Consider the following 11,392-nt stretch of genomic DNA (forward strand, 5'->3'; position numbering starts at 1 on the left):
ACCCTGCCCCGTTCCCCCGGTACGCCAATCCCGTGATCCACCACACCCCTGCCATCTCCATGCTGCGGGAGCGCTACCTCGCGGCCCAGCTTTCCGGAAACCGCCAGGAGGCCCTGCGCCTCGTGGTCGACGAAGGCCTGTTGTGCGGCGTGCCCCTCCAGGAGCTGCACCTGGAGGTCATCCAGGCGGCCCAGTACGAAATCGGCCGGCTCTGGCAGGAGAACCACATCTCCGTGGCCCAGGAGCACATGGCCACCGCCATCTCCCAGTTCGTCCTGGCGCACCTGTACCGCCACCTGCCCCGCGACCCGGCCAACGGCAAGGTCGTGATGATGGCGTGCGTGGAGGGCGAACTGCACGAGGTGGGCGCTCGCATGGCCAGCGACTTCCTGGAGATGGCCGGCTTCGACGTGCGCTTCATCGGCGCCAACGTCCCCGCGGATCACCTGGCCCGCATGGTGCGCGAAACCCCTCCGCACCTGCTGGCCCTCTCCGTCACCATGCCCTTCCACATGCCCCAGGTCCGCGAGGCCGTCCTCAAGGTGCGCGAGGTCTCCCCGCGCCTGCCCATCGCCGTGGGCGGACTCGCCTTCGACTGGGGCCCCGTCCTCCAGGAAGAGCTGGGCGTGGCCTTCTTCGGCAAGAGCGCCCGCGAGCTCGTCTCCTCCGCCTGCCGCACCCTGGGGGTCTGACACCATGCCCACCGTGAGCCAGGCCGTGGAAGCGCTGACGCGAACCCTCGCCCCCGCCTCCATCCAGCCCCTGTACGCCGATCCCTTCTGGGACGCCCGCTACGGCCCCCAGCGCGCCCGTCGCTTCGGCGACGAGGACGCGGTCTTCCACGTGCGCTACCTCGTCCAGGCGCTCGACGCGCAACGGCCCGCCATCCTGGAGGACTACGCCCGCTGGCTGCGCACCCTGCTCGTCACCCGGGGCATGTGCTCCCTCCATCTGGATCAGCACTTCGAAGGCCTCCAGGCCGCCCTCCAGGCGGAAGGCTTCGGCCCGGGCACCCTTCCCCACACCTACGTCCAGGCCGGGCGTGACGCCCTGCACTACCCCGAGGGAGCCGCCCACCGCCTGGAGGACGCCTCGCCCGCGCTCATCGAGGACGTGGCCCAGCGACTGGGAGAAGGACTTACCCCCGGAAACCGCCAGCCCCTGGAACAAGAGACCCGCCTTCACCTGTCCTATCTCTCGGACGCGGTGGCCCTGGACCGCGCGGACCTGTGGGAGGCGCATCTGCGGTGGTACGCGGGCTTCTGGCCCCGCCGGGGGCTTGCCCCCCTGACCTTTCCCCACCTCCTGGGCGCCCTGAGGGCAGCCTTGGGACATGAGCACGCGGAGGCACGGACGTTGCTCGCGCGTGCGCCCGATTCATGGGAGGAGCTTCCCTCATGATGCAACTGGATGAGCGCGACCCCGGGATCTTCGAATCCCTCAGTCGCGAGCTGGCGCTGGCCTGTGATGCGCAAGGGACCGTTGTCTGGCGCGATGATCGCGCCGCGCGTCTTCTGGGCGTCAAACCCGGCCAGAGTCTGCGGAGCCTCGCCAGCGCCGGCAGCGAGAGCAAGGTGGAGAAGCTGCTCGTCCAGGCGCTCGACGAAGCGGTGGATGGCTGGGAGCTCATCCTCCAGCGCGACCACAAGCCCGTCACCTTCGCCTTCCGCGCCCGGCCCCACGAGGGCGGCGTGGCGCTGGTGGGCAGCCTGGTGCCGGAGGACTACGGCGCCGCGCTCACCCAGGTGAGCACCACGCTGGGAGAACTCACCGCGCTGCACCGCGAGACGGCGCGCCAGCAGTACGAACTCAAGCTGCGCGCGGAGGAGCTCTCCCGCCTCAACAAGGAGCTGGAGGAGTCCAACAAGGGCGTGCGCAGCCTTCACGCCGCCCTGGACGAGAAGGCCGAAAGCCTCCAGCGCGCCTCTGAAATCAAGAGCCGCGTGGTGGCCAACGTCAGCCACGAGTTCCGCACGCCGCTGCACTCCATCCTCGGGCTGTCCAAGGTGCTGCTCAACCCGCTCAACGGCAGCCTCGCCGCGGAGCAGGAGAAGCAGGTCCAGTTCATCCGCAGCTCCGCTGAATCGCTGTTCGAACTCGTCAACGACCTGCTCGACCTGTCCAAGGTGGAGTCGGGCAAGACGATGCTGCGCCACACGCACTTCGCGGTGTCCGACTTCATGAGCGCCCTGCGCGGCATGACGCGCCCGCTGCTCCCGCCGGACTCGCAGGTGGCGCTGAACTTCGAGACGCCACCGGGCGGCCTGGAGATGGAGACGGACGAGGCCAAGCTCAGCCAGGTGGTGCGCAACCTGGTCTCCAACGCGGTGAAGTTCACCGAGTCCGGCTCCATCACCGTGTCCGTGGCCCCCGGCCCGCACGACACGGTGGAGTTCACCGTGAAGGACACCGGCATCGGCATCGCGCCGGCGAACCACGAGCGCGTCTTCGAGGAGTTCATCCAGGTGGACAGCCCCCTGCAGCGACAGGTGAAGGGCACCGGCCTGGGCCTGCCGCTGGCGCGCAAGCTGACGGAGCTGCTGGGCGGCACGCTGGGCGTGAAGAGCGCGCTGGGCGAAGGCTCCACCTTCAGCGTCGTCCTGCCGCGCGTCCACGTGGAAGTGTCGGAGATGACGGGGCTCGCGCTGCGCAGCCAGAACCTGGACCCGTCGCGGGCGCCGGTGCTGGTGCTGGAGGACGACCGCCAGACGCTGTTCCTCTACGAGAAGTACCTGGCGCGCTCCGGCTTCCAGGTGCTGCCGGTGCGCACGGTGGAGGACGCCCGCAAGATGATGCAGCGGGTGCGGCCGGCCGCCATGGTGCTGGACGTGATGCTCGAAGGCGAGACGAGCTGGAACTTCCTCGCGGAGATGAAGAACGGCGAGCAGACGCGCGACATCCCCATCCTCGTCGTCACCGTGACGGACCGCGAGCAGAAGGCCCGCGCCCTGGGCGCCGACGAGTTCTGGCTCAAGCCGGTGGACGAGGTGCGCCTGCAGAAGAAGCTGTCCGCCCTGGCGCGCACCGGGCCGGTGGAGCGGGTGCTCATCATCGACGACGACGACGTGCACCGCTACCTGCTCAAGCAACTGCTCAAGGACACGCCCTACCAGTTGCTGGAGGCCGCCGGAGGCCGCGACGGCGTGCGGCTGGCGCGCGAGAAGGCGCCGCACCTCATCTTCCTGGACTTCATCCTGCCGGACATCACCGCCTTCGACGTGCTGGACGAACTGAAGGCGGATCCGCGCACGCGCGACATCCCCATCATCCTGCACACGTCCCACCAGCTACAGGAGTCGGAGCGCCAGCGGCTGTCGCGCGAAACGTCCGCCATCCTCGCCAAGCACACGCTGAGCCGGGAAGTGGCCATCACGCGCATCCGCGACGCGCTGACCAAGGCGGGCCTGGGCACCCGGGACCTGAGGGAGAACAACCCCCGTGGCTGAACAGCGAATGGCCACGGTCCTCAACGTCAACGACGACGAGGCCAACCGGTACCTCGTCAACCGCATCCTGGAGATGTCCGGCTACCACGTGCTGGAGGCGGCCACCGGCATGGCGGCGCTCCTCATGGCGGAGAAGCACCGCCCGGACGTCATCGTCCTGGACGTGAAGCTGCCGGACATCAGCGGCTATGAAGTGTGCGCCCGGCTGCGCGCCAACGCGGCCACGTCCGCCATCGCGGTGATGCACACGTCCGCGACGTTCATCACGCCGGACAAGAAGGTGCAGGGCCTGGAGGGGGGTGCGGACGCGTACCTCACCCAGCCCTACGAACCCTCGGAGCTCATCGCCACGGTGCGCTCGCTCTTGCGCCTGCGCCACGCGGAGCAGCAGGCCCGCCTGCGCACGGATCAGCTCATCGAGATGGACCGGCGCAAGGACGAGTTCCTGGCCATGCTGGGCCACGAGCTGCGCAACCCGCTGGCCGCCATCATGACGGCCATTGGCATCCTGGAGCGCAAGGGCCCCGTGGACACCAAGGAAGCGCGGATGCACGGCATCATCCAGCGTCAGACGCACCACCTGGCGCGGCTGGTGGATGACCTGCTGGACGTCAGCCGCATCACCCGCGGCAAGGTGGAGCTGCGCAAGGAGCCGCTGGACCTGGCGGAGAGCTTCCAGCAGGTGCTCTCCATCCTGCGGCCCCGCGTGGAGGCACGCGGCCTGAAGCTGGAGGTCCGGCTGCCCCAGACGCCCCTGTGGCTGGAGGGCGACGCCACGCGGCTGGAGCAGATCTTCACCAACATCCTGGACAACGCGGCCAAGTACACGGACCAGGGCACCGTGTCCGTGGAGCTGTTCCAGGAGGGCGTGGACGGCAGCGCGCAGGCGGTGCTGCGGGTGAAGGACACCGGCATCGGCATCCCTCCGGAGAAGCTGGCGGGCGTGTTCGACCTCTTCGCCCAGGTGGACACGTCCCTGGAGCGCTCCCGAGGCGGCCTGGGCATCGGGCTGACCCTGGTGCGCACGCTGGTGCGGATGCACGGCGGCAGCGTGGAGGCCACCAGCGGTGGCTATGGGGAAGGCAGCGAGTTCGTGGTGAAGCTGCCCCTGCTCGCCCCGGAGCGCATCCCGCTGTTGAACGCGGCGAACGCCGTGGACGCGCGCCAGGCGCGGCGCATCCTCCTGGTGGAGGACAATTCGGACGCGCGTCAGTCCATGCGCGAACTGCTGGAGCTGTGGGGCCACCAGGTGGCGGTGGCGCCGGATGGCGTGCAGGGCGTGGAGATGGCGCTGACGCACGCGCCGGACGTGGCGCTGGTGGACATCGGGTTGCCGGGCGTGGACGGCTATCAGGTGGCCCAGGCGCTGCGCGCGCGCGTGGGGCGCAACATCCGCCTGGTGGCGCTGACGGGCTACGGCGAGGTGGAAGCCCATACCCGAGCGCTGAAGGCGGGCTTCGACCTGCACGTCACCAAGCCGGTGCGTCCGGCCGACCTGGAGCGCATCCTGTCGAATCTCTGAAGCGGGGTGATCAACGACGACCGCGCGGCGGGAGTTACCGCCGCGTCAGCGCGTTGGCCACCAGGCCCAGGAGCTTCACCTGGGCAGGATCAAGCTGCCGGACACTGCGCAGCAGCCGGCGCACTTCCGGGCGCTCGGGCGTGGGCGGAGGAGCTTCGTTGGCACGCGCGGGAGTGACCCCTTGCGCCGCCAATCCGAGCAGCTCATCCGCCGAGACATGCAGCTCGTGGCACAACTTCAACAGGGTCTGGACGCTGGGGAGCATGCCGCCTCGCTCCAGGCGGCCATACACTTCCGTGGCCACGTCGATCCGCTCGGCCACGTCGGCCTGCGTAAGCTCCATGCGGCCCCGGGCGACCCGTGCGGATGCGCCGATGGTGGTTGCGAGTTTCTTGTCCATGCCTTTGCTTGCCGACCCGAAACGTTTGGCCGACGGCATAGGACGTATAGAGGCAGACAGACAGAACTTGCCGGGTCAGCCTCCCATTGTTCACCCATAGGGTCGCTGCGCGGAAGGTGGACTTTCGGAGTCCGGGCAACCCCGACACCCGGGCCTCTTCTGAGACGGAGCGCCCTCGGAGAATGCCCCGGTTCGGGTCCATCCACACTCTTTTTCGGGCTTGATGGAAGGTGACCCAGCACGTTGGAGGCGAAATTTCCTACGGTGTCCGGGCGTCCTGCCGCCACTGCCACCCTTCAGGGTTGGCTCGTGTTTTCAGCACCCTCCAGATACACGGCGTCCGGCGAGTCCAGCGACAGCAGTCCGGTGCGCGTGGGTCCACCCCGGAACAGATACACGGAGCGCGCGTCATCCAGCGGACGTACGGCCACGTCCGCGTACCCATCGCCGTCCCAATCTCCCAGGCAGCGCGCCGTCACCGGCGTCGCGGAGTCCACCGTGACTGCGTCCCGGGTGCCGTCGCCGTTGACGTCGCAGCCGTCGTCCGGCGCAGCGCTCGATTCGAAGACGGGCGTGCTGAAGCGCGCGTCCGGTGCGCCCGACAGGGGCGGTTCGGGGCAGCCACCGCACAGGCCCCCCATCAGCACCAGCAGCGTCAGCACGCCGCACCGGCCCAGGCGTGCCTCGGGTCTTGCGCTCGACGCGGCCACGTCCTTCTCCACGCCCATGCTGCTCGCTCCCATGCACGCTCCGGTCACGCGAGTGGAGGCAGGCAGGCGCATCCCGGAAGGAAGCGGGGATGCGGGCCTGCCTGGGTGAGCCTGGGAATAGGTGCTGGAGATGAACGGGCGATGAACGCCGGGTTCCGGTGGATGAACGGGTGAAATCAACGCCGGGCCCGACGTGCCCGACACAAGCCTCCACGCGGTCCAGGGTGACGCGGGCAGGGAGCCAGGAAGTCCCCCGGCCCCCTTCCCTGCACGGGGGGAGTGCGGCTACCGCGAGGCGACCGTGCTCAGCTCCACCGTGCCCAACGCCCGCGCCAGCTCCGCGCGGGAGGTGGCCAGGTCGTAGGTCGCCTGCACCTGCTGGGCGGCGGCGTTGGTGAAGGCCACCTGCGCGTCGCCGACCTCGATGATGTTGCCCACGCCCGCGCGGTAGCGCCCTTCGGCCAGCCGCAGCCGTTCGCGCGCGTTCACCTGCGCCTCGTCCGCGGCGGTGAGCGCCTCACGGGTGGCCACCACGTTGAGCCGGGCCTGCTCCACCTGGAGCCGCACCTGCTGGCGCAGCGCGTCCTTCTGCGCCTGGACGTCGCGCAGGTTGGCGTTGGCCTCGCGCGTCTGCGCGTTGACGAGTCCACCCTGGAACAGCGCCCAGCTCAGCGACAGCCCGCCCGACGCGCTCAGCGTGGCGCCGTTGAACGGGTTTTCGCCCACGTCCGACACGTTGCCCGTGGCACTGAGGCTGGGCCAGTGGCCGCTCTTCGTGACCTTGATTTGCAGCTCCTGCGCCCGCACCTGCCGCTCGCGCGCCGCGACGTCCGGACGGGACTCCAGCGCGCGCAGCACCAGCGCGTCCAGCAGCTCGTCCTCGCCGGGGACGGCCGCCACCGTCACGTCCTGCACCGTGTAGTCGGTGGACGTCTCCGCCCCCATGGTCTGGTTGAGCTGCGCCTTCGCCGTGGCGTAGGCGTTCTGCGCGCGGATGAGCTGCACCTGCGCGTTGGCCTTCGCCGTGCGCTGCTGGAGCAGGTCGATCTCCGGGCGGGTGCCCACCTGCACGGAGGCGTTCACCTGGTTGAGCCGGGCCTCCTCGCTCTGGAGCGTCTCGCGCGCCACGCCCAGCAGGGCCTTCTGCGTGAGGACGTTGAAGTACGCGGTGCGCACATTGCGCAGCGAGTCCTGGAGCACCTGCTGCTGCGAGTCCTCCTGCGCGCCCGCGTTCTCCTTCGAGATGTTGTAGCGCCCGGAGGTGCGGCCGAAGTCGTAGATGAGCTGGTTCGCGGAGATGCCACCGCTGAAGCGTCGGGTGGAGTTGGACACCACGGCGGTGTCGCTGCCAGGCACGTTCTGGATGACGGCCCGGTTGCTGGTGCCCAGCGTGTAGCCGGCGTTGGCGCTCACCTGCGGCAGGAAGCTGGAGAAGGACTGATCCACCCGGGCCCGCGCCGCATCCGTGCTGGCCTGCGCCGAGCGCAGCGTCGGCAGGTACTCGCGCGCCGCGGTCTCCGCCTCCGCCAGGGAGATGACGCGCCCCTCCGAGGCCGCCATCGACAGGGACTGCTTCACCGGCGCGGGCGTGGTGGGCGTCGCGCCCGGCTGGGCGGCCGGAGCCTGCGCACCCGACGGCTGCGCGGTGGGCGCCTGCCCGGGCGCCGGAGCCTGCGCGCCCGAAGGCGGCGAGGCCGGGGCCTGGGCCCCCGCGACCACGGGCAGGACCCACAACGAGAGCGTCAACGGAAGCGCGCGCATCACTCGTACCTCAGGGCATCGATGGGATCCAACAGGCTCGCCTTGCGCGCCGGATACAGCCCGAAGACGACACCGACCAAACCACTGAACCCGATGGCCAGCAGCGCCACGTCCGGGCGCACCAGCATGGGCCAGCCAAACTGCGCCGCGAGCAGCTTCGCCACGCCCAGGCCCACCGCCGCGCCGATGATTCCTCCCAGCACCGACAGCGTCAGCGCCTCGATGAGGAACTGCGCCAGGATGTCGCGGGGCCGAGCGCCCACCGCCACGCGCACGCCAATCTCGCGCGTCCGTTCGGTGACGCTCACCAGCATGATGTTCATGATGCCGATGCCGCCCACCACCAGCGACACCGCCGCGATGGCCGCCAGCAGCATGCTCATCGTCTCCGTGCTCTGCTGCTGACCGCTCGCAACCTCCGCCAGGTTGCGCACGTCGAAGTCGTCCGCGTCGCCCTCGCCCAGCCGGTGACGGTCACGCAGGAGCTGCGTCACGTCCGCCTGGGCGCGCGACGTCAGGTCCGCGGAGGCCGCCTGCACGAACACCGCGCCGGTGATGAACGCGCCCATGGTCTGCGCCTGCACCTGACGGCGGAACGACGTGGCCGGCACGAACACGGTGTTGTCGAAGTCCTGGCCCACCGGGGACTGGCCCTTGGGCGTCGTCACGCCCACCACGGTGAAGGGCGTCTTGTTGATGCGGATGACCTGGCCCACCGGGTTGAAGCCCTTGCCGTACAGATTGTCCACCACCGTCTGCCCCAGCACCGCCACCTTCGCGCCCGCCTCGTTGTCCGCGTCCGTGAAGCGCGCGCCCTGCGCCATCGTCCAACTGCGCACGATGAAGTAGTCCGTCGTCGTGCCGATGATGCTGGTGTTCCAGTTCTGGTCCTCGGAGAACACCTGCGCGTTGGAGCGCATCTCCGGCGCCGCGCCGCGCACGCTGGACAACTGCGTGCGGATGGCCTCCAGGTCGTCCCACGTGATGGTGGGCTGGCTGCCGAAGCCGCCGCGCGCGCCACCCGAGCGGGACGAACCCGACATGACGATGAGCATGTTGGTGCCCATGGCGTCGAAGACCTTCTGCACGCTGGCCTTCGCGCCGTCGCCAATGGCCACCATGGCGATGACCGCGCCCACGCCGATGATGATGCCCAGCGCGGTGAGCACCGAGCGCGTCTTGGAACGCAAGAGGGCCCTGAGCGCCAGGACGAGCGTCTCCAGCAGGTTCATGTCCCCACCTCTTCCACCGGGACCACCGCCGGCTGCGGCGACTGGCGCTGGTCCTTCACGATGCGCCCGTCCTTCACCACCACCACCCGCTGCGTGTACTCGGCCACGTCCGGTTCGTGCGTCACCAGCACCAGCGTCATGCCTTCCTTCTGCAACTGCTGGAACAGCGCCATCACCTCCACCGTGGTGCGCGAATCCAGGTTGCCCGTAGGCTCGTCCGCGAGGATGACGCGAGGCCTTCCCACCAGCGCGCGCGCGATGGCCACGCGCTGCTGCTGACCGCCGGAGAGCTGCTTGGGGTGGTGGTCCAGACGAGCCCCCAGGCCCACGCGCTCCAGCGCCTCCTTCGCGCGCGTGCGCCGCTCCTTGGAGGGCACGCCCGCGTACAGCATGGGCAGCTCCACGTTCTCCAGCGCCGTGGTGCGCGCCAGCAGGTTGAAGCTCTGGAAGACGAAGCCCAGGGTGCGGTTGCGCACGCGCGCCAGCCCGTCCCGATCCAACCGCGCCACGTCCCTGCCGTTGAGCAGGTACTCGCCGCCGGTGGGCCGGTCCAGGCAGCCCAGGATGTTCATCAGCGTGGACTTGCCCGAACCGCTGGAGCCCATGATGGAGACGAACTCGCCCGACTCCACCGTGAAGTCCACGCCGCGCAGGGCCCGCACCTCCACGTCCCCGGTGCGGTACACCTTGCTCACGCCCCGGAGCTGCACGACCGGGGGCGCCTGTTTCGTATCCGCGTCCATGTGCCTCTCCTCCTTCCCCTGCCCTGCCATGGTGGATGACTAGAACGGCCCGCCGCCGCGACGCATGCCACCGCCGCCGCGAGCGCCGCCCACGGGGCTCGCCGTCGCTGGAGTGGTGGACGTGGAGCTGGCCGGAGAATTCGCGGCGGTGATGACGCGGTCGCCGTCCTTCAATTCGCCCTCCACCACCTCCGTGTACGTGCCGTCCGTCATCCCGGTGCGCACGCTCACGGCGGTGGGCTGCGGCCGCTGTCCCTCCTGGCGGCGCAGCACGTAGACGGTGCGCGAGCCATTCGCCGCCGGCTGCACTGCCTGCACGGGAGCCCCCGGTGCGGGCGCGGGCCGATAGCGCAGCGCCGTGTTGGGCACGGAGAGCGCCTGGTCCTTCTGCTGCGTGACGATGGTGACGTTCGCCGTCATGCCCGGCTTGAGCTTCAGGTCGGGGTTCGGCACGTCGAGGATGGCCAGGTAGGTCACGACGTTCTGCACCGTGATGGCCTCGTTGCGGATCTGCCGGATGACGCCCTGGAAGTTCTCACCGGGAAAGGCATCCACGTTGAAGGTCGCCTTCATGCCGGGCTGCAACTTGCCCACGTCCGCTTCGGACACGCTGGTGTTGATCTGCATCTTTCGCAGGTCCTCCGCGATGGTGAAGAGCACCGGGGCCTGGAGGGACGCGGCCACCGTCTGGCCCACGTCCACGCTGCGCGAGATGACGATGCCGTCGGTGGGCGACACGATGGTCGTGTACTTGAGGTTCACCTCCGCCTCGTTGAGCGCCGCCTGCGCCTGGGCCACGGAGCCCTCCGCGGCCGTCACCTCCGCCTGACCGCTGGCGGCGGCGGACTCGGCCGTCTCCAGCTCGGACTGGGAGATGAACTGCTGGGCGCGCAGCTCGCGCGAGCGCGCGGCCTGCTTCTTCGCCACGTCCGCGTTGACGCGCGCCTTCTGGAGGTTCGCGCGCGAGGCGGTCATGTTCGCCTTCGCCCGGTCCAACGCGGCCTGCACCAGTTGAGGGTCGATGCGGGCGATGACCTGCCCCTTCTTCACCTCGGAATTGTAGTCGACGAACAACTCCTGGATGCGGCCGGAGACCTGGCTGCCCACCTGCACCGTCACCAGCGCCGCCACGGTGCCCGTGGCCGTCACCTTGGACGTGAGCTTGCGCGCCTCCGCGGGCGTCGTCTCGTAGGTGATGACGTCCGCCTGATTCGAGGCCCGCACGCGCCAGAAGACGACCAGCGCGGCCACCACCAGGAGCCCCACCACCCAGGCCCAGCGCGGAAATCCGCGCTTGCGAACTTCGTCCTCTTCCAATGGCACCGGCGCCAGGGCCGGCGCTTCCCGCGGCATCTCGCTCAAGGCCTTCATGCCCCTTGTTCTATGTTCTGAAATGTTTCGGCGAATCTCGTCTCTATTACGAAAGATGACCCGCGACGAGGCGGCCGTCCGGTGTGTCCGCCGCCCCGGTGGCCGGCAGAAGGACGCGGGCGGTGGTGCCCTGCCCCGGCTGGCTCTCCAGCGTCAGGCGGCCCCCGTGGGCGACGATGATGCGCCGCACCAGGGCGAGCCCCAGGC

The 11,392-nt window shown here is 69.6% G+C and carries 11 protein-coding genes; 4 read left to right on the top strand and 7 right to left on the bottom strand.

Features of this window, described 5'->3' with window-relative positions; genetic code table 11:
* Nucleotides 1-59 precede the first annotated feature (59 nt).
* The 4 genes from D7V88_RS32565 to D7V88_RS32580 are packed head-to-tail and all read left to right on the top strand — an operon-like array spanning nt 60 to nt 4,968.
* Nucleotides 60-692 carry a cobalamin B12-binding domain-containing protein gene (locus tag D7V88_RS32565; RefSeq protein WP_120544528.1) on the top strand — a complete coding sequence of 211 codons (633 nt, stop codon included), beginning with the start codon at nt 60-62 and terminating at the stop codon, nt 690-692.
* Nucleotides 693-696: 4 nt separating this feature from the next.
* Complete coding sequence (locus tag D7V88_RS32570) at nt 697-1,401, top strand: hypothetical protein (protein WP_120544520.1); 705 nt, start codon at nt 697-699, stop codon at nt 1,399-1,401.
* Nucleotides 1,398-3,446, top strand: a complete 2,049-nt coding sequence (locus D7V88_RS32575) for a hybrid sensor histidine kinase/response regulator (RefSeq protein WP_120544521.1) — start codon at nt 1,398-1,400, stop codon at nt 3,444-3,446. The genes D7V88_RS32570 and D7V88_RS32575 overlap by 4 nt, the downstream gene beginning before the upstream one ends.
* Nucleotides 3,447-3,453: 7 nt before the next feature.
* A complete protein-coding gene (locus tag D7V88_RS32580) occupies nt 3,454-4,968 on the top strand; it encodes an ATP-binding response regulator (RefSeq protein ID WP_120544522.1) in 1,515 nt (504 codons plus the stop codon).
* Between the two features lie 34 nt (nt 4,969-5,002).
* On the opposite strand, the gene D7V88_RS32585 is transcribed toward D7V88_RS32580, so the two are convergent.
* The 7 genes from D7V88_RS32585 to D7V88_RS45405 form a co-directional block, all read right to left on the bottom strand.
* Nucleotides 5,003-5,368 (bottom strand): helix-turn-helix transcriptional regulator, encoded by a 366-nt coding sequence (locus D7V88_RS32585; protein WP_120533728.1) that lies wholly within the window; start codon nt 5,366-5,368, stop codon nt 5,003-5,005.
* Between the two features lie 296 nt (nt 5,369-5,664).
* Nucleotides 5,665-6,111, bottom strand: a complete 447-nt coding sequence (locus D7V88_RS32590; protein ID WP_120544523.1) for a hypothetical protein — start codon at nt 6,109-6,111, stop codon at nt 5,665-5,667.
* Between the two features lie 252 nt (nt 6,112-6,363).
* Nucleotides 6,364-7,839 carry a TolC family protein gene (locus D7V88_RS32595; RefSeq protein ID WP_120544524.1) on the bottom strand — a complete coding sequence of 492 codons (1,476 nt, stop codon included), beginning with the start codon at nt 7,837-7,839 and terminating at the stop codon, nt 6,364-6,366.
* Nucleotides 7,839-9,071, bottom strand: coding sequence for an ABC transporter permease (locus tag D7V88_RS32600; protein WP_120544525.1), 1,233 nt, complete (start codon nt 9,069-9,071; stop codon nt 7,839-7,841). The genes D7V88_RS32595 and D7V88_RS32600 overlap by 1 nt, the downstream gene beginning before the upstream one ends.
* Entirely contained in the window at nt 9,068-9,814 is a 747-nt protein-coding gene (locus D7V88_RS32605) for an ABC transporter ATP-binding protein (RefSeq protein WP_120544526.1), read from the bottom strand. Before D7V88_RS32605 ends, D7V88_RS32600 begins: the two co-directional genes overlap by 4 nt.
* 39 nt (nt 9,815-9,853) lie before the next feature.
* Nucleotides 9,854-11,185, bottom strand: a complete 1,332-nt coding sequence (locus tag D7V88_RS32610; RefSeq protein ID WP_120544527.1) for an efflux RND transporter periplasmic adaptor subunit — start codon at nt 11,183-11,185, stop codon at nt 9,854-9,856.
* 46 nt (nt 11,186-11,231) lie between these two features.
* Nucleotides 11,232-11,390: an ATP-binding protein gene (locus tag D7V88_RS45405; protein WP_341870742.1), complete on the bottom strand. Its 159-nt coding sequence runs from the start codon at nt 11,388-11,390 to the stop codon at nt 11,232-11,234.
* Between the last annotated feature and the right edge of the window lie 2 nt (nt 11,391-11,392).

Source organism: Corallococcus terminator (assembly GCF_003611635.1).
Lineage (GTDB): Bacteria > Myxococcota > Myxococcia > Myxococcales > Myxococcaceae > Corallococcus > Corallococcus terminator.

What these genes read in the sequence shown, in the direction of transcription:
- D7V88_RS32595 (WP_120544524.1), bottom strand. Translation starts at nt 7,839, where the DNA reads ATGCGCGCGCTTCCGTTGACGCTCTCGTTGTGGGTCCTGCCCGTGGTC.
- D7V88_RS32590 (WP_120544523.1), bottom strand. Translation starts at nt 6,111, where the DNA reads ATGGGAGCGAGCAGCATGGGCGTGGAGAAGGACGTGGCCGCGTCGAGC.
- D7V88_RS32600 (WP_120544525.1), bottom strand. Translation starts at nt 9,071, where the DNA reads ATGAACCTGCTGGAGACGCTCGTCCTGGCGCTCAGGGCCCTCTTGCGT.
- D7V88_RS32585 (WP_120533728.1), bottom strand. Translation starts at nt 5,368, where the DNA reads ATGGACAAGAAACTCGCAACCACCATCGGCGCATCCGCACGGGTCGCC.
- D7V88_RS32610 (WP_120544527.1), bottom strand. Translation starts at nt 11,185, where the DNA reads ATGAAGGCCTTGAGCGAGATGCCGCGGGAAGCGCCGGCCCTGGCGCCG.
- D7V88_RS32575 (WP_120544521.1), top strand. Translation starts at nt 1,398, where the DNA reads ATGATGCAACTGGATGAGCGCGACCCCGGGATCTTCGAATCCCTCAGT.
- D7V88_RS32605 (WP_120544526.1), bottom strand. Translation starts at nt 9,814, where the DNA reads ATGGACGCGGATACGAAACAGGCGCCCCCGGTCGTGCAGCTCCGGGGC.
- D7V88_RS32570 (WP_120544520.1), top strand. Translation starts at nt 697, where the DNA reads ATGCCCACCGTGAGCCAGGCCGTGGAAGCGCTGACGCGAACCCTCGCC.
- D7V88_RS32565 (WP_120544528.1), top strand. Translation starts at nt 60, where the DNA reads ATGCTGCGGGAGCGCTACCTCGCGGCCCAGCTTTCCGGAAACCGCCAG.
- D7V88_RS32580 (WP_120544522.1), top strand. Translation starts at nt 3,454, where the DNA reads ATGGCCACGGTCCTCAACGTCAACGACGACGAGGCCAACCGGTACCTC.